A 24,625-nucleotide genomic window follows, 5' to 3' on the forward strand; every position below is an offset into this window, starting at 1 on the left:
TAATTAATATATATTAAATTAACTGTTTTTCAGGACTTTGCAAATATCCTGCATTAATCCCATCTTGTACGATTTTTTTTATCCATTTAGCATCTGGTTTCTTAAAATATAATCCTAGATTGGCCAGTTTATCATTAGTTACAGAGCTTAGGATATTGATATTTGAGTTCGAATCAAAGTATCTTTGTATCCAGTTTGCCATAAGCGTTACAGACTCATTATCTTCAAACAATTTTAAAGAATCATAATACACTGAATCATCTACGATTTCAATTTCATAGCCAAAATCAATTAAAATGTTGACGATTTTATGGACTTCAAAGTAATGAGGACTTTCCAGGTGAAAACAATGAGCATTTTCTTTAACAGTTGCCGTGATCCCAACTATAGATTTAACGATGACGTCTACATAGGAGAATGAAAATTTTTCGTTATATGATCTTGGAACTTTTTTCATTTCCATAATTCCTCTTAGGATCTGCATGATCCTGTTTGCGCCATAATTTCGTTGGAATTTGCCCGTCACGGAATTAGCTGCTATATGTCCCATCCTATAAATTTTCACATGACCGTTTTCTTCAGCATATATTCTTACTAAATGTTCTGCTTCATATTTCGTACGCTCATAATTGGAACGGAATTTTTGTCCGACCTCTAAATCAGTTTCAGAAAAGCTGATCATTTTTTGTCCCTGAACATAGCCACATACGGCAATTGTAGAAACATAATGAAGATGTTTATCTTGTCCTTTTTTACAAAAATCTATAATTCGTCTCGTGCCATCAACATTACTCGCTTTAAGCACTTCGTATTTTTCGCTCAGATTTATATTGGCTGCAGTATGGTAAACAATTCTGACCTCATTGGCCAGAGATAGATACACCCTCTCACTCAGTCCCAATAGATCCATAGAAATATCTCCTTCAATAAGAATCACTTTATTTCTGAGCAATTTTGAATGAGCATCCAGCCCATGCTCTTCGATCGAATTGTAAAACCGATCCTTAATTTCTTCTCTGTCTTTTCCTCTGACTAGAACATATATTTTCTCAAAACCGGCGTCTAAAAGCTGAAACAGAAGATTTGCCCCTAAGTAACCCGTCCCGCCTGTAAGCAAGACAGAACTTGTAAAATCCTGATCCCCATCAAAGTGTGGATCGGTATAAAGAAAAGGTTTACCTACCGAGTGAACATTATTTTCGGAAAAACTGGTTATTAGCTTTTCGGACACCTGTATTTCATCAAACTTAAAACAGTTATTCAATTTTTCGGCAAATCTTCGCAACAGATTCTTTGACAAATTAACATAAAAATTATTAGAAACGGTCTGTACATCAACCAACAGCCTGTTACCAATAAACCGGAGCGTAAAGTTTAATAAATATTCCCCATGCGCCTGTTTCGTCCTTGTTGATGCAAGATTAAATGCCGAAGGCTTAAATCTGATATATTCACCATCAAACGTTTCAGGAAATCTGCCTAGATAATTGAATCTGGCCCAAGACTCTTTGTCTTCCTGTGAAGTCAGATCAATATTCATTTGATGGGATTGTTTTCCTTTTTCGGTTAAGATTTCAATGCATTTTGATAAGGAAAAGTCTTCTTTTTCAAGCTCAAGAGGAATTGAATTTGCCCACCATCCAACGGATCTGCTGATGTCAACAAATTCATTTGACCGTGGTCTTCCATGAAACTCTACATCTACACATATTTTATCTTCATTGAGCTCTGTGAAAAGAGCTGTTGTAAAGGCGTGAAAAAGATAATTATCGATAGATATATTAGGATTTCTTTTTTCAAACTGAAGGAGATTATATCCAAATTCTTCGGAAAATGTCATATTAAAGGACTTAAATCCTTCATACGGTATCTGTTTATCTTCATGATATTTCTTTTCGAAGTGGGATTCTGATTTGCTGTGTATTTTTTTTGCCTTTTTCTTCAGATCCCCGTAAAAGTCATTGATCAAATTTTCTTGTGGAATATTAGGTTTTATTCCTTTCAGAAGATTATCATATATATCAAGGATCTCTTCAAATAAAATTTGCCATGAAGTAACGTCTATTACAATATGATGCGCTGCAAAAAACACATAATCTATTCCGCTTGCATCATCTAAAAATACATGCGTTAAGAATGTTCTTCCCTCTTCAAGAGAGATGTTACCAATCAGTTCTTCTGATTTATCAAAGATCTGTACACTTGTTGCCTTTTCCTTATCTAAAAAGCTGAATGTGAGTCCCAGATCTTTATCATTTTGATGATAAGGGCCAGAGTTAAAGCATCGTGTTAAAAGTTCGTGGCTTGATACAGCTATTTTTACAGCTAGACCAAACTCTCTCAGCTTCAAATCTGATGTTTCAAAAAGAACAGTCTGGCAATAGGCATCAAGATCAAACTTTTTTTTCAGAAATAGGCGTTGAGAAAGAGTCTGCTCATTTTTTGCAATACTAGCTCTCTTTTGAATCACTTTTGATTTATTTAAATTCAGAAAGTTACAGAAGTTTGAGTTTTCATAAAGTTCATTAACAGTAACGTTAAAACCCTGGCGCTGAATATTCCCAATCAGTTTAATGGCCTGAATAGAATTGGCACCCAGTGCAAAGAAATCATCTAATGGCTGAATTTTATCAATCATTAAGGTTTTCTTCCATGCAATTTCCACTACACTCTCCCAGTCCTGTTCAGTGGACAATTTTAAGCCATCAAAATAGGTTGTATCATTTTTGAACATACTTTTAATCTTCCGGGTATCAATCTTTCCGTTTTTATTTGAGATCACCTCTTCGAAAAAAAAGAATCTTGAAGGAATTTTATAACTTGATATACGATTTTGCAACCATGCTTTTAATTCATTTACATCCAATTGTTTATTATCTGCAGTATTGAGATACGCTTCCAGCCAGGTATTTTCTTCTTTTTTGTAAAGGTCTACAAATACGTAATTAATTTCCGGGTGAGAAAGTAAAGACAGTTCTATTTCTCCCAGTTCGACACGATATCCGCGTATTTTCACCTGACGGTCCATTCTATAAAGAAATTCAAAACTTCCATCTGGCATTATTTTACAGTAATCTCCTGTTTTATAAGTTTTTACAATGCCATTGCTTTGGAATTTCTCTTCATTTTTTGCTATGTTTTCAACACCAAAATATCCTAGGCTCACTCCAGGTCCGGAAATCACAAGCTCTCCTTCGTTTTCTCCACCGCTCAAACTGCATTTGTTCTCTCCTATCGGGAATCCAATGGGAACAGAATCTGAACATGTCCTGATATCCGAATACTGATCGATTTTATATAATGTTGCACCAATGGTTGTTTCAGTGGGGCCATAATGGTTGTAGAAGCTATTGCACAAATTGCAACCGAAAATCAGATCAACATTATTCCAGGTCAGTTTTTCACCACCTAATACTAAAAAATCAAGTACTGTATTTTCAAAAGAAGTTGTCTGTCCGTTTATTATTGACAAAATATGTGAAGGGGTGGATTTAAGAAACTGGATATTATCCTCTTTGATTATACTCAGAAATTTATTTGGGTCTCTTGAATCAAACCGGTCAAAAATTCTCATACATCCTCCTGAAATAAGGGCAATCAAAAAGTTTGTGAGTCCCAGATCAGCCGCAAATGTAGTTACGTGAGCGGTATTAATTTCTTTAGGACTTCCAATATCTGCATATACGGATGTGATATAATGTAAGACGTTCTGATGTGAAATCTGAACAGCTTTGGGTTCTCCGGTTGTTCCGCTAGTTAACAGCATATAGCAGATATCTGCAGGGACTACAGGCTCATATTTTACATTGGGCTGTGGGAGGATCAATTCGTCATAAAAATGGACCGGGGAAAGGTTCTCGATATTTTTGTCTTTGCAGGAAGATTTACTGACAAAAGCAATAAAGCTTGGTGAGAGATAGTTAATCTTTTCTTTTGTAAGGGTTTCCTGATCATCATTGTCAATCAAAACAGGGATTGCTCCGGAGAATAATATTCCCCAGAACAATACAATTGATTCTACATTTTTTTCTGTCATGCAGATAATCCTGTCACCTCTTTTAATTTTTTTTGAAATAGATTTCGCCACCAACATTGATCTGTCATAGAGTTCTTCGTAAGTGAATGCCTGCTTACTATCCTTAATACTTTTATTCTCCGGGAATACTATTGAAGCATTAATCAGTAAATTGGTTAAGTTTTTATATTTATCCATAGTAGTTTAAAATAGGTTAATGATCATGGATAAACTTGTCTTGTAGGTCTGATAGATAATGAATCAACCGTCACATTACCGGGAAGACTCAAAATAAAGTCAATGGTCTGAGCAATATCTTCACCACTTAAAATAGGGCCTATTTCTGCTTCATAATTTTTAAACCACTCCATATCATAGCCTGCTGTAGCCTGTAAATTAGTCTGTACCATTCCAGGTTCAATTAATGATACTCTGATTCCTTTAGGAGCGAGTTCACGTCTCAATCCTTCTGTAACTCCATAGGCTGCAAATTTAGTAGCACCATAGACAGAATTAAAGGGAGAGACGTTTCTTCCGATATTAGATCCAATCACCACTATATCTTTCGTAATTCCGTCCATGACATTTGTTGCTTCCAGGCTAAATACTCTAAGCTGATTCATTAATCCTATAAAATTGGTATTGATTAAATTGTCCCATTTCGTATCATCTGAATTCGTAACACTTCCCGGGAGAGAAATCCCTGCGTTGGCAATGAGTACAGATGGTGCCGTATTCCAGGTATCATATGCTTTTTGAATCATTTTTTCAGTAGTTTCAATATCAGTTATACTTCCTATCACCGTTTCTGATATCTTTTCTCCGGCAATGGCATTTATCTGATCTTGTATTTCTGATAAAGCTGATTCATTTCTTCCATTCAAAATGATTCTATATCCATTTTTCGATAATCTCAGGGCAGTAGATCTCCCAATACCTGATCCTGCTCCTGTAATTAAAACTATTCTTTTCATATTATTTTTTCTATATTGACTGGGTCTCTTCCCTTGTTGGGTTTTTAAATTCACTTTTACATTTTTTATACAAACGTTTTGTTTAAAAGAGCCCTGTATTTAATTATTTTATTTTTTGAAAGTGTATTCTCTGTTTCTTCATTAATTTCTATACATTCACGGAGGTTTTTCTATAGATCAAATCAGAAAGTTCTTTCACGGTATTATTTTCAAAAAGATCGGCAAAGCTTAAGCGGACATTAAAGTTTTCTATAAGCCTGGATTGAAGTTTGATAAGGTGTAAGCTGGAACCTCCTAGTTCGAAGAAACTCCCTTCCTGATCTAAAATATTTCTTCCGAGCAGTTCGCTCCATATTTCAAGGATTTTAAGTTTCTGCTCATTTATAGGTTCTTCGTGATTTAATACTGCCTCAGATTTTTCAATATCAATATTTAGCAAAGCTTTTCTGTCTGCTTTTCCACTATTGTTAAGCGGAAAGGTTTCCATTTGTCTGAATCCGCTAGGAATCATATAGGGAGGAAGTTTTTTACTTAAGAAGCTACGAAGATCCTTTATTGAAATTTCTTTTGGGGCTACAAAAAATACATAAATGCCTTTTTCATTATTTTCTTTAAGAACGGCTACGGCAGCATCTATACCTGGCATTGCAGTGACTGCATTTTCAATTTCCCCAAGCTCAATACGCTGGCCATTCAGTTTAATCTGGTTATCTTTTCTTCCTATAAATAAAATCTGTCCGTCGTCTGTCCATTTACCTATATCTCCTGTCAGATATATTTTTTTATCTGCTGCATATTCTCTTTGTACAAATCGTTCGTTCGTCAGATTTTCTCTGTTGAGATATCCTTTAGAAACACCTTTTCCTGCAATACAAATTTCACCGGCTACTCCAATAGGTTTTATATAACCATCTTCATCTGTGATATATATTTCTGTGTTGAGAACAGGCTTACCAATAGTAATCTTTTCGTCTTCTTTATGTATATGAGAGAACGTAGACCATATTGTGGTTTCAGTAGGACCATACATATTGTACATTTCAATATTATTTTCAAATATTGTCTGTACTTTCTGAATGACAGATCTGGTTACCAATTCTCCACCTAAAAGAATTTTTCTGAAAAGCATACCTGCACTCTTGTATTCTTCCAGTTTTGGAAGCATAAGTTCCAACAATGACGGAGTACTCTGAATAAATACATTTCCTAATGATTGAAAATAATTTTCAAAACCAGATGAAATAAGATCGGCAGTATCTTCATTCAGGATGGTTTTTATATCCTTCAGAAGAACTCTGTACCCTCTTGTTAAAGGCCATATCAATTCTAAGAATGAGATATCAAAAGTAATATTGGTGATAGCCAGAAAACTTCCGTTTTCTTCATAGAAAATAGGATTCATTGCTTCGCAGAAATTGGCCAGATTATCATGGCTGATTCGAACTCCTTTCGGTACTCCTGTTGATCCGGAAGTGTACATAACATAAGCCAGTGAAGAAAGGTCTATATTCTCATGCTCGAGTGAAACAGCATATGATGGCTGCTGTGATACAAATTTCCCGATTACTTTTTCATCGATGATCACTTTGAACTTACAGTCTTCCGCTACGTATGCCAGTCTTTCTTCGGTTTCAAAAGGATGAACAGGAATATAATGAGCCCCAACTGAAAGGATAGCGATCATAGCAAACATCATATATTCATTTCTTTCCAGACGAATACAAACCCCATCATTCTTATTAATATTATATTCTGTTTTCAGGAAGTTCGCAAATTGATTTGAGCATTCTGACAGCTTTTTGTAAGTAAAAGTCTTTCCTTCAAATTCCAATGCTGTTTGATCAGGGTGGCTGAGTGCTATATTATGGAACTTAGTGATTGGTGATATTTTCTCAATTGTAACTTCTACAGGATTAAATGATTCTATCAATGATTTTTCAGACGGACTTACATAATCTGCATATCTGATTTCGCCATCAGGATTGTGCATTAAAGAACTTATCAAAAACTCAAAATTATCAGCAAGACGTTCAATTGTACCAGGGAGAAATAAATCACTGTTATATTCTATGTTCAATGACAGCCCTTCATTTGTTTCAACAAAGTCGAACGTCAGATCGTATTTCGTCGCTTTTATTGGAAGACTTGTTCCCAATATAAACTGTTCATTTTTATCTGCAAATAACTCTGAATACCCGGTATTTTGAAGAACAACCATAATTCCGAACAGTGGAGACCTGCTTGGATCTCGCTTTATGCCAAGATTCTCAATCACATATTCTATTGGAACTTTATCATTTTTAAATGATTCTATTGCTTCTTCTTTTACAGCATTAACTATTTCATCAAAGCTACTGTTAGGTGTAACTGATAGCTTCAGAGCAATCATATTTAAGAACAAACCTATCTGGTCCTCAAGGTCGGCATGCTTTCTTCCTGCAACCGGTGTGCCTATGATAATCTCTTCCTGGCCTGTATACTTGTATAATAGAGACTGAACCGCAGCAACCAGTCCCATGTATAAAGTGGCTTCTTTATTAAGGAGAAATTCTTTCAGTTTTTTCAGCACTTTTGCATCAATAACTTTTCTATACTCATCACCTTTAAATGATTTTACCTTAGGTCTCGCAAAATCTGTTGGAAGGTCAAGAACCGGTATTTCAGCAGCAAACTTTTCTTTCCAGTATTTTTTTTGTTCCTCATATTCTTCATTCTTCATTTCGTTTTTCTGCCATGCAATAAAATCTACATATTGAATAGATTTAGCTTGAATATTCTCTGGAGTTCCTGTCTGAATGTGGTTATATACAGTGTTAATTTCATTTACAAAGTTTGCTATGGACCAGGCATCAGAAATAATATGATGCATATTCAGAATCAACTGCCAGTGAGCATCTCCTGTCTGGATAAGATTGATTCTGAACAAGGGGCCGTTTTCAAGATCAAACAAATGATTTGAGACTTCCGCAGTAATTTTTTTTATCAGTAATTCTGAATTTTCAGTATTATTTATATTATCAATCTCAAGTACCTCATGTAAAGCAAAACCTTCCATGATTTCCTGTCTAACGTCTGATGATTCGGCTTTTCGGAATACTGTTCTGAGAGATTCATTATTTTCAATTACTTTCAACAGCGCATCTGTAAAACAGCTGACATCAAGGTTCCCTGAAAAGGAGAATAAATTGACAATATTATTGGAAATATTTCCATCTTCCAGCTGGCTCATAATCCAAATTCTTCTTTGAGTAGAGTTTAACGGATAGCTCTTCTGGCGAATAATAGCAGGAATTTCAGAGTCCGAATGATGGGTCAAAGAATCCATTATTCTGGCAATTTCAACAATTGTAGCAGATTTGAACATATGAATCAAATCAAGCTTAACGTTTAACTGTTTTGAAATTAAGGATACAATTCGGACTGCTTTCAGGGAGTCACCACCGATTTCAAAGAAATTATCTTTTATTCCTACTCTTTCTATACCAAGTATTTCCTGCCAGATGGCTGCAAGCTTTTTCTCAGTGTTTGTAGAAGGTGAAATGTATTTTGAAGCATTGGACTGAAGATCAGGTTCCGGTAAAAGATCCTGATTTACTTTTCCGTTTGGCCGCAGCGGAAGTTCTTCAATGACAACAATGTGTGGGATCATGTATTTAGGAAGTTTTTCAGAAACGATGCGATACAGTTCTTCAGAAGTTACATTTTTGATCACCACATATGCCACGAGATATTTCTGATCATACTGATCACTTTTGGCAAGAACTACGCAGTTTTCAACACCGGAAATATCCAGAAATTTATTTTCAATTTCTCCCAACTCAACTCTAAAACCTCTGATTTTTACCTGAAAATCTTTTCGCCCTTTCAGTTCAATTTCTCCATTTTCACGATATTTCCCAATATCTCCCGTACGGTAAAGTATTCTTTTTTCACCCATTACCTCGATTTCACCATATTTTGATGCAGTCAATTCTTCATTGTTGAAGTAACCTGAAAAACCATGACTTCCATCCACACAAATTTCTCCCCACGCACCTATCGGGCAAGGTCTCAGAGTTTCATCCAGGATGAAAATCTGTGTATTTTTTATGGGTGTTCCCACAGAAGGAACACATGATTCATCAATAGACTGAAAGTCGATACACTGGGACGTAACAACATGCTGCTCCGAAGAACCGTAATGGTTATGAAGCATAACTCCGGGTTCTCTTCGTAAAAACTCTTTCAGCCCCTGAGAAATTTTAAGCTGCTCGCCTGCAGTCACTATATTTTTAAGAGAGCTTTTAAAATTGTCCGGAAATTCATTGAAATGACTAAACAAAAAGTTCAAATAAGTGAACGGCAGATACAAATTCTGTATTTTATTTTCACTTAGGAAGTTTGTCATATATTGAATATCCTGACGCTCTATTTCTCCAATCAGGAATAATTCTCCTCCATAGCAAAGGGTAGTAACTATTTCCTGAAAAGATACACAGAAGTTAATAGAAGTAAACTGCAGACATTTCAGGCTTCCGTCTATCTTGGCGCCCTCTTTATGCCATTGTACCAGATTGGCCAGAGATCCGTGAGATAAAACGGCACCATTTGGCATTCCGGTAGATCCAGAAGTATAAATGATGTAAAGCGGTGAAGAAGCTTTAACAGTTCTTGAAATATTTTCTGTTGAATACTGATCAAAATTAATGGTATCTATAGAAATGAGGGAACCATCAAAGAAATTAAGCAGTTCCCGCTTATCTTCAGTCGTAAGAATAATTGATCCTTTACTGTCATGCACCATATGCTCTATTCTGTCCTGAGGATAAGATGGGTCTATGGCAAGATAGGCAGCTCCTGCTTTTACCGTTGCCCATATGGCAATGATCATTTCAAAGGAACGATCCAGACAGATTCCTACAATACTGTTTTCTTTAATATCATGTTCCTGTATCAGGAAATTCGCATATTGATTAATATATTCATTCAGCTGCAGGTAGGTGAGTTTTTTATTTTCGAAAGTTACAGCATAATTATTGGGAGTTTTTGCAACCTGCTTCTCAAATAGTTCATTAATAAACTCAATATCATTGGTATTTCTTGCTTTATTGAATTGATGTAAAAGAGTTTCTTTTTCTTCTTCACCAAGAATCTTAAGGTTCTTTATTCTCTGATCATTTCCGTTGAGTGATTCACTGATGATATTTTTATAATTACAGGCAAGCCTTTCAATCGTTTTTCTATTGAATAGATCTTTATTGTACTCAATAGTCACTTTTATTTCATCCTTGAAATCATCAATAAAGAAAATCAGATCAAATTTGCTGATATTAACCTCTTCTGCAAAGTCAAGAGGAAGGGGCTGAATTTCTATTCCACCTTTTTTTTGATAAAGCACTCTTGTATTGTCATAGGCCAGCATTACATTAAATAAAGGAGAGTTGGCCAAATCCCTATCCATGTTCAGTTCTTCAATCAGTAAGTCAAAAGGAAAATCCTGATGGTCATAAACATCCAAGGCTTCTTTTTTAACGGATGAATAAAGTTCATCTAGTTTCTGATGTGGATCAATTCCAAAACGATATACAACGGTATTGACAAAAAATCCTATTAAATTATTCAGCTGCTGATCATTTCTTCCAGCAATAGGAGAACCGATAATGATGTCTTTCTCACCTGAATAAGTATACATAAGTATACCTAAAGTTGACAGGAAATGCATATTTATCGTCATATTATTATCCTCACATACCGTATTTAATTGTGCGAGCTGATCTTTATCTAGTAAGAAGCTAACGGAAGCTCCGTTGAATGTCTGAACAGGTTGCCTCTGGTAATCCAGCGGAAAATCTATTCCCGTTGGCTTATCAGCCAGCTTATTCAGCCAATATTCTTTATCGCCATCAAAAAAGCGATCTTCAATCAGCTGATTATGCCAGTAGGTATAATCTATATAATTGAATTCATTTTTGAGCAAAGAGTAATCAGCACCATTACTTATCGTTTCATAAAGTTCAAATAATTCATTTATCAGAACGCCCTCAGACCATCCGTCACTGATAATATGGTGTTGATTAATACATAAAAGTGATTGATTCTGACTTAGTTTAATAAGTAAAAATTTTGCAACAGGTCCTTCTTCCAGATTAAATCTTTCTTCGGCAAATGCAGCATATAAGCTCTTTGCATTATGGTATTTATCAGCGTGCTGGGATAGGTCCTTAATGGTGAGCTCTACACTATATTCTGTAAGTATTTTTTGTCTTGGTTCTCCGTCAACCATTTGAAAGCATGTTCTGAAACTCTCATGTCTATCCATCAATTGTGCAATGGCGCTTCGCAACACGGATTCTTCAATGTTTCCTTTCAACTCAACTCCCATTGGCATATTATAGGCAATTGAATCTTTTTCAAATTGAGATAAAAGCCAGATTCTTCTCTGGGCATAAGAAAGCGGATAATGATCCTGAACTTGTATTTTTTTTATAGAGGCAGCTCTGACTCCATCTGCAGTAGTATTCTTTTCAATCAAATCTGCAACCTCTCCGGCAGCAGGATTTTCAAAAATATCAGAAATCTTTAACTGGCCTGAATATCTGGTATTCAATTGATTCAGAAGACGGGTGACCAAAATACTGTGCCCGCCAAGATCAAAGAAGTTATGCTTTAGTCCTATATCATTTACTGAAACATTCAGTAAATCAGCAAACAGTTCCAAAACGGTTTGTTGAACTTCGGTTTTCGGAGCCACATATTCAACATTATAGACAAGGTCCTGATGGTTTATTTTCGGCAGATGCTTCTTGTTTATTTTTCCATTCGCTAATAATTCAAATTTTTCTAAAAGAATCACATGCTGTGGGAGCATGAAACGCTGTAATTTGGATTTTAAATAATCTCTTAATTCGTTGGTTTCGAAAACCTGGTCTGCTGTATAATATAAGGTTATAAATTCGCTGTCCTTATCAAATATGGCAATAGCGTCAACAACTCCTTGAAAGTTCAGAACATGTTGTTGAATTTCACCCAGCTCCACTCTGTTTCCCCTGACTTTCACCTGGTCATCTACTCTTCCTAAGAATACCATGTCTCCATTTTCATTCCATCTTCCGTAATCTCCCGTCTTATATAATTTCTTCCCAACTTCAAATGGATTATCAATAAAGCATTTTGAGGTCAACTCTTCGTTATTGATATACCCATACGAAGTTCCTTTTCCACTAGTACAAATCTGGCCGGATTCCCATTCCCTAGCTAAGCATCCAAACTCATCAAGAAGATAAACATTCGTATTGATAATAGGTTTACCAATCACATCAACCTCTTCTTCAAAGCGATCTTTAGACAATTTATAGGTGAATGTGTCATTTGAAGACTCTGTCTGTCCATAACCATTCCAAATCTCTACAGAAGGGTTTCTTCTGTATATTTCTTTAATCAAATTCAAAGGAATTCTTTCTCCAGTAAGTATAAGTGTTTTGATGTTGTCAAAATTTCTTACCTCTCTGAAAAATACATATTCTTTTAACTGAGAGGGTACAAGTTCTATTGTATCAATACCATAAGTGTTTGCCAAATCAAAAAGACGATCAATATCCATTACTTCTTCCGATTTTGGAATTACCAATGTAGCGCCTAAAATTAATGGCACCCATAATTGCCATGTTCCTCCTACATAATTCATTTTTGAAGTGTGTAGTAAGACATCTTCTTCTGTAAGACAAAGTTGTTCAATCTTGGATTGGCACTGGTTCATTAATCCATCATGGGAAAGTATCACTCCTTTTGGTGCTCCGGTAGAACCGCTAGTATAGATAATATATGCTTCATTTTCAGGATTTACGGTTACTGGCTGACTTACTTCCAGATCGCTGTAATTATTACGTAAAGCACTAAATTCTTCAAAAACAGTATTGTCTATCAAAAGTTTTGCAAGGCAATCCTGAAATATATGAGAAGTATGATCAACAGGTGAATCTTCATCTACAGGAACAAATACAGCTCCAATACGAAGTAATCCAAATATGGTAATAATTAATTTTTCAGAACGTATCATCTTTACAATGACTTTGTCACCTGCCGATATTTTTTTTTCTGTTTGTAGATAGTTTGATAGTTGAATAGATTCTCTTATCAGATCATTGTAGGTTAATTCATTATCACCATATACTATTGCAGCATGCCTTCCTCTTTTTAACTCATGCCTGTCTGATAATTCAATTAAGTTTTTCATGGTATTTTTCATTATTGAGATTCATGGTTTGTTAGGGCACTAAACTATACAAAAAAAATCAAATTGCATCTAAAATATTTAATTAATTCACCTGGTGTTGTATTAATACGTGATTCAAAATCAATATAACATATTGTATTATAATTATTTAAAATACTTTCCTCAATATAATATAACCTTGATTCATGTTATTTCTCATTATTGGGGGTTAAGTAAAATTTCCAACACTTAGTTAATTTTCACAACACATTGCTTATCTATAAATTGAAATCAAAAACACCCATTTAAATACATAATAATCAATTATTTATAATTTAGAAGTGGATTTTTCATTTTTAAAAAAAGTATTGAAAATTTAGTGTAATTCTTTTTCTCAATAGTTCAAAACTGCTCTGTCATAAATTTGTGTTTTGATTGTTTTAAGTTTATTTACAAAGCCTTCCACTGGACCTTTACCACAAAACAGGTTAATTGCACTTTCTATGGATTGATATTCTGTAGCAAACTTTTAGCAAAATGATAGATTTCTTTAACTCCTGAATTTAGATTTCTGGTAATCAACTTTTTTAAGAACTTCCTTTGGAGGAAAGCGCCCTGTGAAACGTTTTAAAAAACAACGAAAATATTATTCAGGAAAAAAGAAGCATCATACCCAAAAGCCAGATGGTGGTGGAAGAACAGAGTCGAAAAATCATTTGTATTCACTGTAGATAAGGGTTCAACATGATTTCAAGCTGTTTAAAGAAAGTAGGCTCCTTATACTACCTTCCACAGAAATACAGGCAGATAGTTAAATCTTCAAAGTATCGTAAAGGGGATTTTATTACTTTCCATATTCAAAAATAAGCAAAAGTTAAAACAGGAAAGCCAATGAAAGATAAATCGGAATTATTAAAATTATTGTACATATGCTGTACCTGAATAAAAAAACCACTTAGTAAAAATTACATAAGTGGTTTATTTTCTGTGGTCCCACCTGGGCTCGAACCAGATCATATTTCATATTGATATTTAACATTTTACATATTTTCCTTAATGAATGGATACCTAAATGGATACCTTTTAAGCTTAAACTTTACTAATACCTGTTATCAGTATACAAATCTTCAACTGTATCACTCTGCCAAAATTCTTTACTAGCAACATCTAGAATTGTGATCTTTCCTCCAAATCCTGCACCAGTATCTAGATTCCAAATATTATATTTATTCATAGGTTCTGTTTCATCCCAATTAAGTGTTGGAGTATGACCTATAAATATTTCTTTATGAGATTCATATATTCTCCTTTCTTTAGAAAGCTCTTTATTTTCATTGTTTAGAAGAGCTAGCTCCCATAAAGTTCTATCCCAATAATATGTATTAGGATTGTCATGACCTAGACCACTATGAGATGTGAACCCTGCATGAACATATCCCCTGTTCTTAGTGTCAATATAGAAATCAAACATTTCATTAAAAAAGTTTAAATGTACTTCACTATCCAAATAGTCTGTTCTAATATAAGAATCAATAGTTTCTGTACCTCCATTCATTAACCATTCCATATTAATTTCACCTGATTTTAACCATTTCTGACAGTAATCATCATGGTTTCCTTTAATGAATAAAGGTTTATAAAGACATTCTTCTGAAAGTTCTATGTAGAATTGTACTAATTCAGCACTTTCTGTGCCTCTATCAACTACATCTCCTAAGTTTATTAATAAGTCTTCATTTGGATTGAAATTACACCTTTCCAAAACCTGTTTTACAGCTTTTAAAGCCCCATGGTTATCAGTTGTTATAAGTATTCTTCCCATTTTATATTTTTATATTAATGTTAATAATGATTTCAAAGCTTTATTCCAGTAAGGTTTTGATGTAAGCAAAGGAGTTTGAAAAGTAAATCAACCTTATTTCTTTATTTACAGGAAAGTAGATATTCCAATAAGTCACTTTGCTAGTTATAAACTTGTGAATAATCATACCATCAGGAAGAACTTCAGGGTTCACTCTAGTGGCTCTTTCTGATAAGGCTTTATTGAGCCTTTTGTAATAGTGTTCAGATTTCTTATCAAACTCAAGGATTACAACTTCTAGTATATCCCAATAGAATATAAGCTCTGTTCTGTGAGGTATGAAGTTTAAGAACTTCTTAATTTCACTTCCTACCCATATATAGCTACAATAAGAATTATCAGGGATGCTGTCTGATATGCTCAGTAGGTTTAGTTCCCACTTATCATATTGGTAGCCTATACGAAATGGTATTTTGGGTTTCATATTAGTTTTGAGATTAAAAAACCACCTGCTTTGAGGTGGTTATAAGTATTATTGTTCTGTAAAGCTTATTCTTTTCTACATACAGTTTTATAAATGGTTTCAATAACTGAGTTTGGTACAACAGGTTTGGGTTCTTCAAATATAGGAAAATCATGTGTCCCTATAACTTTTCCAGCACTATCATACTTGATTGTATTCTTGAACAAATATGTTTTTTCTAAACATGAGATTCTCATCAAAGTTAAAAAGTATCCTCCTCCAGTGGTAGAATATTTTCCTGACTTGGTTTTTATTTTCTTTACTGAGATTCCTTTTTTTAACCAGAAGTCAGTGTATAATCCCATATTACTATCTACATCACTTGATATTTGGTAGTAATAATCAGTACCATCTTTGCTAGTTGTAACATACTGGAACCCATCTTGTGAATAAAGACAAACTGATATTGTCATTATGAATAATAGTAAAATCTTTCTCATATTACTTTAGTTTACATATTTAACTTTAGGTTGTGGGAACTTTTTAATGTATTCTTTTGCTTTTTCAGGCTCAATAATATCAAAAGAAGCTTTTCCTGTTGTCAGACCATAAGCAGGGCTAAGTCTTATGTAATAGGTCTTTCCTTCTTTAGCATTTACAGTAAAGAAATCTTTGTTTTCAGTCTGATCCTTTCTAATCTTATTACCCTCAAAAGCTCCTTCTAAATTATATGTACCTGCATTTACATCCCAACACAGGTAGTTCTTATAATCAAGTCTGCCTATCATATCCCCATTAGATGATAGAGTTATATAGTAATGGCTTAACTTTCCTGTTGGTCTTATAACATAGATTCTAGCCTTATTAGGAGATACATCAGAGTTTATATCTGGAAATGATACATATTGAGATGTTTGAGAGTAAAGGTAAGTTGAACATACTAAGATGAACAGTAGTAAAGTTTTTTTCATTGTTTTAAGTTTGTTTTAATTAGCAAATTACTTTTAAATCTGATCAATACCTTACGGAAATCCATAAGGTAACAAAATCAATATTGCCATATATGGCATTACAAGCTGTAAATATAATCAACAACTTTGACTTGACAAATATGACAAGTTGGAAAAATCAGAAATATTAAAATTAATTGGTAAAAGGATTAAAGAATTGAGAATGCAAAAAGGTATTTCTCAAGCAGATTTAGTGGGCAGAATGGAAGGAAATATTGACCCTACCAATATATCAAGAATTGAAGCAGGTAGGACTAATCCTACAGTAATTACTTTATACAGGATAGCAGAAGCTTTAGAAATTAAGCTTGTTGATCTATTAAATATTGAAGCTTCTGAAAGGTAAGATTTGGCTATTATGGTTTGGAGACTTTTAGAGCTTTTATTTTTCCCATCTATCTCCCTTTTAATCTAGCACCTCTGAGTATCTATTCCATTACTTAAGAGCCTTCTTTGTTAATCTATCATAAACTTGAATATTATAATTTGGCTATATTATATATGTAATAAGATTTAGCCATTAGCTTTAATTAAGGTAGTTTAGGATAGTATTCAGCTCTTATGTGCGAATGTGAATAATATTAAAAATAAATTATTAGTCCTAGATTACATATAAAGAGAAATCCATATAACTACAATAACCCCTCATCAGCAAAACTAAAATAACTTTCCTTTGAGATAATTAAATGGTCTAGGAGATTTATTCCCATAACATCACATGCAGACTTTAATTTCTTTGTAATATCTAAATCAGCTTTACTAGGTTTAAGATTTCCAGTTGGATGATTATGAACTAAAATAATACCTGTTGCTAGAGCCTTTAGAGATACTGATAATACTAATCTAATGTCAACAATACTAGATGAAATACCACCTTTAGATAAAGAATAAAAGCCTAGCACCATAAGAGCATCATTGAGAAATATTACTTTCACTTCTTCCTGTATTTGAATAGTATTAAGATTCCATAGACTCATAACAATATCATAACTATCATCACTGTTGCTTATTTTTTGTTCTGGACTTATATTGTTAGAATAAGAAACAAGTAATTCTGCAACTTTTGTATTTGTTTTCATATAAAGATTAGGGTTGTTAGTGAATGAATAAGTTGAAAAATAAAAATGTCCATTTGTGTATAAGTATATAGCATTACCACACAGAATGGACTTTTCATTATAGAAAAGAAAAATACGTCCAAAATTCCTAAACCCTATATATGGATTCAGGAAAAATGGACGTATTAAGTCTTCATGCTCTAGAATAACTACGCAAAGGCTTCTTCAAGTTGTTTTGCTAGTTTGTCCTCAGAACTTTCTACACCTTCTGGAAGATAGATGTATTTGTGATTGAGAGTGACTTCCTCTCCAGATTCTTTGATAATATACTGATAAGGCTCTGTAGTAATCTTTGCAACTTTACCAGACATATCAGAGCCTATTAAGCCTTTACAGGTTTCTTCATCAAATGTAGTTGATACAGCAGCTTTTTTAGCTGTAGCATAGTATTGACCAGTAGCCTTACTTAGTACCATTTCAATGCCTCCTTGCACCTCTAGAAGATAAAATTTTTTTCCATCCTCTTTTTGTACTTGCTTGTAATTAATAATTCTTACCATTGTTTTTAAGTTTTAAAATTTTAAGATTACTTTTTAGAGAAACAAGCTCGCAGCAAGATTAAAAATTTATTACAAAGTCTAATTCTGCTTAAAAGTTGTTTTCACATAAAATGTATGGGGGGAGTTTCCCTTCATTCAAGAATGGGGGCAGGTGTCATAAGGGTATGGAGCAAAAGAATAACTTCATAATTTTTTTTTAAAAATATTTGAGTAAATAAAATACTTAATAAGATGTGTATGAAATACATGGAGGTATAATTGTAAAAATCACTAAATTTGGAAAAAACTAATTCATGAACAATTTAATTGAAATATCTCCGGCATTATAAGACAGTGTTATCATCATAATTGAAACTCAACTTCTTAACCTAAACATGTAAAATCATATTTTGAAATTAAAAAATGCCAAACATAAATTACACTAGACCAATAGGAAGAAAAAAATATATTTCTATTGAAAAACATCAATCCACAGCTAGGAATAAATATGCAAAGTGGATTAGTATTAATGTAGAAAGAGACTTATTTGACTATGCTGACTATGGTAATTTTACTAAAATAGAAAATAATCCAATAGATATTGAATGGACATGCACTTCTTCAAATAATATGTGGTCACTATTACCAAATAAAAACTCAGTAGGTCAGGATAATGAACAATTTGGGTTCTTCCAAAGACCTGTAAATGATAATGATGACTGGCATGGTTTTCCTGTTATCCCATTTTCAAAATCTAGATATAATATTTCGAAAGATCTTTTAAATCTTTGGGTTGAAAAAGGAGTTATTTCCATTGATGACATATCATCAATTGTAAAAAGAAAAAGAATATAATGAAACAGGAGAAAATAATCATATCATTAGAAGCCTATAATTTTCACCTATTTATTCATTACTTGGGAGAAGATATAGAAGTAATAAAGTTTGACAACTTCCAATCTAAATTTCATAGGATTAACATTGCAAATCTAAATTATATTGATAAAATTACTAGTGATAATAATATTACAGAAGTAAATTTTTATAATAATAATTTATTCGCTCTTAGTGATAATAAGTTATTACGTCTTAATTTATCAAATGATTTCGATAAAAAAATTATGTTTATTGATGAAGAGTTTGACCAGTTATTTTTAAACAAGTCTAGCCAACGTATAGATTTACTAAATACTGACAATAAAATTAACTTTTTTAATGCTAATTCTACTGGTGGATTAAAGTCTTCAGCTAAGGATATAGATATAGAGAATGATCAAACTGTTACAAATATGAAGAGTAACAATGATAATATATATTTATCAATAAGAGGATATGGTGTAAAGGAAATAAATAAAACAAATTCAAATTCATTCAGAACCGAAGATGCACAAGATTTAGAAATATTAAATAGAAACAATATTATAGTTATTGCAGATGCATTTGAGGGACTTATCTTATTTGAAATAAATGATAAGACAAAACCAATAAAGAAAATTAGATTTGAAAATGAAATAATTCAAGAAGTAAGATTATATCAGAAGATGCTATTGATTAAAGGGAAAAACGGATTATATTTATATGACTATTTATATGATAAAAAATTTAAGATATTTGAAGGTTCTGTAGGAGCTGTTACATCTTACTATGATATGATTTTCTTTACTAATCACAATAAAATACATATGATTAGTAAAGAAAACAATTCTATTAAGACCTTTAAATTATTTAAAGATCAAATTGAAATTCAATTTAGTAAAATAAAGAAAAATTTTTAACTAATTTAATCTACATCCTATTTTCAACTCTAAAATACCCTTTTGAATTCTTTTGATTTATAACCCATAACAATAGCATATATGGATAATTTAACACCTGAACAAAGAAGAAAGAATATGCAGGCAATCAAAAGTAAGGAAACTAAAGAAGAGGTTCTGCTCGCTAAGGCATTATGGAATATGGGTTATAGGTATAGAAAAAATAATAAAAAGATATTTGGAAAGCCTGATATCAGTTTCTCCAAATATAAAATAGCTATATTCGTTGATGGTGAATTTTTTCATGGAAAAGATTGGGAAAACCAAAAAAATAGAATAAAAACTAATAGAGACTATTGGATTCCAAAAATTGAGAGAAATATACAACGAGATAAGGAAGTCAACGAGTACCTTCTGTCAAATAATTGGAAAGTAATAAGATTTTGGAGTAAAGAAATCAAAAAAAATCTTTCTTCATGCTTAGAAATAATTCAACAAGAAATCTCAACTGTAAAGAATAATTGAATGTTTTTAAATGTACAAACACAGCAGAAAATTGAAGAATATCAGGAGAAATTAAAAGCTATTGGAGCATTATCTAAACTCTTCAGTGAGTCTGATAAGCCCTATATTCAATATAGAATTGCTGAGAATATATTTTGTGATGTTTTTGGGGCTGAAAATCTCGCCAGGGCTGATGGAGCTTATGATGCAGTAATAAATAAGTGTGGTATTGGAATTAAAACCTTTGTATTAAATGGATCTTCAAAAGTTGAGAAGGTTGCTGAATTTAATGCAGATAGTTCAATTCTTAGAACTCTTCGAGGACTTGATCTTGCAAATAGACTGGCAGATTTAAGAAATGAAAGAATTTTAGTTGCAGATAGAACTTATGATATTCATAAGAGAGTTTATCACATTATTGGAAGAGATAAAGGTGTAATAAAAATCTTTGAGGATAACTATGATTTGATAGATAAAGAATCCATAGAAATTATTGATGATTCAGCTGTAGCATTAAAGTTCAAAGATGCCCTTAACGAATATAATTTTAATCATTCTAAAAGTGTATTGATGAAAAGGTTTACAGTTCCTAATAACTGTAAAAGTATTGATATTGATATAATTAATGATCCTATTACTATATTGAGGAATGCAATAGCTAACCCACGTGTTCAAGTTGAAAATATAAATACATATATAGAACCCACTAATCAAATTACTCAAAATGAATTAACTCCAGGGGAAGACTATATTATACTGCCATTATATTCCGCAAAAAGAAAAGCTAAAGGGCACAGTCATATAGTTCCTGAAAAGAGCCAATTAAATCAATGGAATGCAGGTGGAAGAGCAAGAAACTATGGAGAAGTATATATTCCTATACCTGTAGAAATTAAAGACTTAGACTTTCTTCCACCAAGAGAAGAGCCATTCACATTAGTGATTCCTAGCGGAGAAGAGTTTTCCGCAAAAGTATGCCAGGAAAATGGAAAAGCCTTAATGACTAACCCTAACAATGCACTTTCGAATTGGATGCTCAGAGATATTTTAAACTTAAAAGAAGGTGAACTTCTGACTTATAACAAACTAATTGAAATTGGTTATGATAGTGTAAAAATAACCAAAACACCTGATAATAAATTTTATATAGATTTCACAAAATTAGATGAGTATGAACTATTTTTAGAAGAAATATAATATGGATAGAGACTTATTAATTGATGAGTTTTTAGAATGGTCTGAAAAACAACAAAATTATAAAAAGGGATATAAAGGGATATTAAAGAAAGATCTCTTGAAGAGATGGGATGAACATTTTTTTGACAACAATCTCTTTGATGTAAATATTGACTTCATAGAAGATGATATAGCACGAATTAAAGAGATGGTCTATAACAATAATGAAGCTGGATGGAAGGCAGAAAATGCAAAATATAGAAAAGGGGCACCACAAGCTATATTAGGGAATGAAAACTATTTGAAATTCTTGAAAGAAAAAAAACCTGTTGTGGAAAAAACAAGAAATTACTATTCTTATAAGACATCAAAAACATCAATAGATCTTGCAAGTCCAGACAGTATTGCTGAATTTGAATTTGATGGAATTTATCAGCATGAAAACAAAACAAATATTGGTGATATTATTTTTTTTAATCAACATGGAGACAAGCCTGCTTGGCCATCTGGTTTAAGTGCCATTTGTATCGTGACTGCTGGACCACATAGTAAAGGCTATGATGCAAATAAGCCAAATAATTTTAAAGTTACATTAAAACCAATAATTATTTTACCAAGAGTTCTTTCACGAAAAGAATTCATAGGATATTTCGCCACCTATAATATATCTTTTATAGGGCCTATGATAAAAAATGAACAGAATCAAGCTAATGCTGAAATTAGCACTTTAGAGGCTAAAAATTTAGTTGGAATTCTTATTGATATCTTTCCAGAACTTAAAGAGGAGATAAATGCAATTTTTGGAGATGATTTTTATATTACTAATCTTAAAGCTATTGAAGGAGGGTATAAAGATTTAAATATAGTTTCAAACTTAGATTTAGAGCCTAATCCTATTTCAGAAGATTTTCCTAAAAACCTAATTTTATATGGAGCTCCAGGAACGGGTAAGAGTTATGAAATGAATAAAAGAGCAAATGCTTCTTTCCCAAATGAGTTTTTATACAAAAGGGTTACTTTTCACTCAAGTTACTCCTATAGAAACTTTGTTGGAACCTATAAACCCAAGTCCTTATATAAACAAACAGATATAATAATATTTGATTCTGACAGAGTTACCATGAATGAACATAAGGTTGAACCTGTTATTGAATATGCATTTGAGCCTGGCCCTTTTTTAATATTATATGAAAGAGCAGTCAAAAATCCAGATCACAATTTTTTATTACTGATAGAAGAGTTGAATAGAGCCAACACTACTGCTGTTTTTGGAGAGCTATTTCAACTGCTTGATAGAAATGATAATGGTGAGAGTGAATATCCTATTACCTTAGAAGCTTCAATATATGATTATCTAAGAGGGAGAAATATTACTGAAGCTGAAATTAAAATCCCTTCAAATTTCTATATATGGGCAACCATGAATAATGCAGATCAGGGAGTACTGCCTCTTGATACAGCTTTTAAAAGACGCTGGAGCTTTGAACATCTAGGAATAAATAAGAGTGAAGCCCAGATAGATGGTATTTATATCAAGATGCCTTTCCTTGAAGGCAAACCAGAACTTAAATGGAATACTTTTAGAAGAATCATAAACCAAAAGCTTCTTGAACTTGGAATTCATGAAGATAAGCTTGTAGGTCCTTTCTTTTTAAATAAAAGAGAAATTACAAATCAGGAATCAGTTAAAAACAAACTGCTTCTGTATCTAAAAGAAGATGTTTTAAGATATAAAACTGGAATATTTAAAAGTTCTTTGAAGACCTTCTCAGAAATAGCAGAAGAGTATGATAAAGGAAATAATGTATTTGATGAAACTTTAGCTTTTGAATAATCCTGTTATTTATATTGAACAAAAGCTATATACTAAGTCTGAATTGTTGATTTCTTTTTCAGAAGAGGAATTATTCACATTAGGCTTAAAGGGTATAATTGAGCAGAGTAAAACCTATTATAAATTTACTTTTGTTGGAGTTGTATCTGTACGAAGTGTGGCATTTGCTGTTATACCTAAAATATACACTAGAGAGCTAAAAGAGTCTGCTTTATTAACAATTAAAACTTTAAAAAGATATACAAAAACCAATAGACATCTATTTGATGGGATTGATTTTTTCAACATAGAGCCTGATAATCCTGAATGTTCTGAATTAGCAATTGCAGAGTTCTTATTAGAGGACTTTCAAAGTAATGGAATTTATACTTACAGAGATAGACTGTACGAAATAAATGGGAATGGAGACATTCACTGGGTTCATACAGTTAATGATATTGATCCAGTCTATTCTTCTGGTCAGCCAATTTATACTGATACTATAAATCACACTATAATTGAAGATACATTTAACTTAACAGCAGCTATTCAAAAGTGGGGGTTAAATTATATTTCAGAAAAATATTCAGTATTTCTAGGAATAGATCTGATTAATTTTGATTTTGATTACGAAGAGGATCTAAGTGAAATAGGAAATCCAGAGCAGTTAATAAATCATCTTCTAAAGTTATTACAAACTGTTTATACTGACAGAGAAATATATTTAGTAAAATCATTAATATTCTTAATTAGAAGTAAGACGGGAGCTTTGGAAAGTGATATGTCATTGTATGGTACAAAAGCATATTCAACTATTTGGGAAGATATATGTAAGCAGATATGGAAGTACAAGCATTCAAAAGATTCTTATTTTCCAAGACCTAAATGGGATATTTTAGGTAATAATTATGAATCTAAAAATATATTATTACCAGATATTATTATAAATGATAATGAAAATAATACCTATCTATTTGATGCAAAGTATTACAGCCTAAAATTTAAAAGCAGTCTATCTGGAGAACCAGGATACAAAGACATTTTAAAACAGTTTCAATACCAGCAGCATATTGAAAATAAAATAGAAAAAGCAATTGGAAACTTTTTTCTTTTCCCAGCAAATGAGGATGAGTTTTCAGAACTTAAAGAAGATGAGCATGCTGTTATAATTAATAATATAATACTGATTGGAAATATTAAATATGAATTATATCCAGGTAAAAAAATATTAATTATTTTATGCCCATTTAAAGACTGGCAGCAGATGTATCTGGAAAATAAAAGTTTAGAAGTTACAAATTTAAAAGATCTAATTTCTTAATTTTAA

At 32.5% G+C, this 24,625-nt stretch carries 16 protein-coding genes; 7 read left to right on the forward strand and 9 right to left on the reverse strand.

Annotated elements, in window-relative coordinates; genetic code table 11:
* Positions 1-13: 13 nt before the first annotated feature.
* The 7 genes from RAH34_RS17340 to RAH34_RS17370 all read right to left on the reverse strand — a co-directional run bounded on the left by RAH34_RS17340 (position 14) and on the right by RAH34_RS17370 (position 16,415).
* Entirely contained in the window at positions 14-4,213 is a 4,200-nt protein-coding gene (locus RAH34_RS17340; RefSeq protein ID WP_306596946.1) for an SDR family oxidoreductase, read from the reverse strand.
* A gap of 23 nt (positions 4,214-4,236) precedes the next feature.
* On the reverse strand, positions 4,237-4,989 hold the full coding sequence (locus RAH34_RS17345; protein WP_306596947.1) for an SDR family NAD(P)-dependent oxidoreductase: 753 nt from the start codon (positions 4,987-4,989) through the stop codon (positions 4,237-4,239).
* A gap of 148 nt (positions 4,990-5,137) precedes the next feature.
* Positions 5,138-13,201 (reverse strand): non-ribosomal peptide synthetase, encoded by an 8,064-nt coding sequence (locus RAH34_RS17350; protein WP_306596948.1) that lies wholly within the window; start codon positions 13,199-13,201, stop codon positions 5,138-5,140.
* 1,078 nt (positions 13,202-14,279) lie between these two features.
* Positions 14,280-15,002, reverse strand: a complete 723-nt coding sequence (locus RAH34_RS17355) for a metallophosphoesterase (protein WP_090000243.1) — start codon at positions 15,000-15,002, stop codon at positions 14,280-14,282.
* A 40-nt stretch (positions 15,003-15,042) separates the two neighbouring features.
* Positions 15,043-15,465 carry a hypothetical protein gene (locus tag RAH34_RS17360; protein ID WP_306596949.1) on the reverse strand — a complete coding sequence of 141 codons (423 nt, stop codon included), beginning with the start codon at positions 15,463-15,465 and terminating at the stop codon, positions 15,043-15,045.
* Positions 15,466-15,530: 65 nt separating this feature from the next.
* Positions 15,531-15,944: a hypothetical protein gene (locus RAH34_RS17365; protein ID WP_306596950.1), complete on the reverse strand. Its 414-nt coding sequence runs from the start codon at positions 15,942-15,944 to the stop codon at positions 15,531-15,533.
* A gap of 6 nt (positions 15,945-15,950) precedes the next feature.
* Positions 15,951-16,415: a hypothetical protein gene (locus RAH34_RS17370; RefSeq protein ID WP_090000240.1), complete on the reverse strand. Its 465-nt coding sequence runs from the start codon at positions 16,413-16,415 to the stop codon at positions 15,951-15,953.
* A 148-nt stretch (positions 16,416-16,563) separates the two neighbouring features.
* On the opposite strand from RAH34_RS17370, the gene RAH34_RS17375 reads away from it, so the two are divergent.
* Entirely contained in the window at positions 16,564-16,800 is a 237-nt protein-coding gene (locus RAH34_RS17375) for a helix-turn-helix domain-containing protein (protein ID WP_090000239.1), read from the forward strand.
* 286 nt (positions 16,801-17,086) lie between these two features.
* On the opposite strand, the gene RAH34_RS17380 is transcribed toward RAH34_RS17375, so the two are convergent.
* Entirely contained in the window at positions 17,087-17,533 is a 447-nt protein-coding gene (locus RAH34_RS17380; protein WP_090000238.1) for a RadC family protein, read from the reverse strand.
* A gap of 188 nt (positions 17,534-17,721) precedes the next feature.
* Positions 17,722-18,072: a hypothetical protein gene (locus RAH34_RS17385; RefSeq protein WP_306596951.1), complete on the reverse strand. Its 351-nt coding sequence runs from the start codon at positions 18,070-18,072 to the stop codon at positions 17,722-17,724.
* A 402-nt stretch (positions 18,073-18,474) separates the two neighbouring features.
* Here RAH34_RS17385 and RAH34_RS17390 point away from each other — a divergent pair, with 402 nt between their 5' ends.
* From RAH34_RS17390 to RAH34_RS17415, 6 genes are all read left to right on the forward strand, one after another.
* Positions 18,475-18,906 (forward strand): hypothetical protein, encoded by a 432-nt coding sequence (locus RAH34_RS17390; protein ID WP_090000236.1) that lies wholly within the window; start codon positions 18,475-18,477, stop codon positions 18,904-18,906.
* Positions 18,906-19,826 (forward strand): hypothetical protein, encoded by a 921-nt coding sequence (locus RAH34_RS17395; RefSeq protein ID WP_090000235.1) that lies wholly within the window; start codon positions 18,906-18,908, stop codon positions 19,824-19,826. The genes RAH34_RS17390 and RAH34_RS17395 overlap by 1 nt, the downstream gene beginning before the upstream one ends.
* 81 nt (positions 19,827-19,907) lie before the next feature.
* Positions 19,908-20,330, forward strand: a complete 423-nt coding sequence (locus RAH34_RS17400; protein WP_306596952.1) for a very short patch repair endonuclease — start codon at positions 19,908-19,910, stop codon at positions 20,328-20,330.
* A complete protein-coding gene (locus RAH34_RS17405; protein ID WP_306596953.1) occupies positions 20,331-21,506 on the forward strand; it encodes a restriction endonuclease in 1,176 nt (391 codons plus the stop codon). It begins immediately after the preceding gene.
* Between the two features lies 1 nt (position 21,507).
* Positions 21,508-23,319, forward strand: coding sequence for an AAA family ATPase (locus RAH34_RS17410; protein ID WP_306596955.1), 1,812 nt, complete (start codon positions 21,508-21,510; stop codon positions 23,317-23,319).
* On the forward strand, positions 23,312-24,619 hold the full coding sequence (locus RAH34_RS17415; protein ID WP_306596956.1) for an LlaJI family restriction endonuclease: 1,308 nt from the start codon (positions 23,312-23,314) through the stop codon (positions 24,617-24,619). The genes RAH34_RS17410 and RAH34_RS17415 overlap by 8 nt, the downstream gene beginning before the upstream one ends.
* Positions 24,620-24,625: the final 6 nt, after the last annotated feature.

This window comes from Chryseobacterium sp. WLY505 (assembly GCF_030846215.1).
Taxonomy (GTDB): domain Bacteria; phylum Bacteroidota; class Bacteroidia; order Flavobacteriales; family Weeksellaceae; genus Chryseobacterium.

Excerpts from the sequence above, each read along its gene's own strand:
- RAH34_RS17385 (WP_306596951.1), bottom strand. The coding sequence starts at position 18,072 with ATGGTAAGAATTATTAATTACAAGCAAGTACAAAAAGAGGATGGAAAA.
- RAH34_RS17350 (WP_306596948.1), bottom strand. The coding sequence starts at position 13,201 with ATGAAAAACTTAATTGAATTATCAGACAGGCATGAGTTAAAAAGAGGA.
- RAH34_RS17355 (WP_090000243.1), bottom strand. The coding sequence starts at position 15,002 with ATGGGAAGAATACTTATAACAACTGATAACCATGGGGCTTTAAAAGCT.
- RAH34_RS17405 (WP_306596953.1), top strand. The coding sequence starts at position 20,331 with ATGTTTTTAAATGTACAAACACAGCAGAAAATTGAAGAATATCAGGAG.
- RAH34_RS17370 (WP_090000240.1), bottom strand. The coding sequence starts at position 16,415 with ATGAAAAAAACTTTACTACTGTTCATCTTAGTATGTTCAACTTACCTT.
- RAH34_RS17400 (WP_306596952.1), top strand. The coding sequence starts at position 19,908 with ATGGATAATTTAACACCTGAACAAAGAAGAAAGAATATGCAGGCAATC.
- RAH34_RS17410 (WP_306596955.1), top strand. The coding sequence starts at position 21,508 with ATGGATAGAGACTTATTAATTGATGAGTTTTTAGAATGGTCTGAAAAA.
- RAH34_RS17345 (WP_306596947.1), bottom strand. The coding sequence starts at position 4,989 with ATGAAAAGAATAGTTTTAATTACAGGAGCAGGATCAGGTATTGGGAGA.
- RAH34_RS17340 (WP_306596946.1), bottom strand. The coding sequence starts at position 4,213 with ATGGATAAATATAAAAACTTAACCAATTTACTGATTAATGCTTCAATA.
- RAH34_RS17360 (WP_306596949.1), bottom strand. The coding sequence starts at position 15,465 with ATGAAACCCAAAATACCATTTCGTATAGGCTACCAATATGATAAGTGG.
- RAH34_RS17365 (WP_306596950.1), bottom strand. The coding sequence starts at position 15,944 with ATGAGAAAGATTTTACTATTATTCATAATGACAATATCAGTTTGTCTT.
- RAH34_RS17390 (WP_090000236.1), top strand. The coding sequence starts at position 18,475 with ATGCCAAACATAAATTACACTAGACCAATAGGAAGAAAAAAATATATT.
- RAH34_RS17380 (WP_090000238.1), bottom strand. The coding sequence starts at position 17,533 with ATGAAAACAAATACAAAAGTTGCAGAATTACTTGTTTCTTATTCTAAC.
- RAH34_RS17395 (WP_090000235.1), top strand. The coding sequence starts at position 18,906 with ATGAAACAGGAGAAAATAATCATATCATTAGAAGCCTATAATTTTCAC.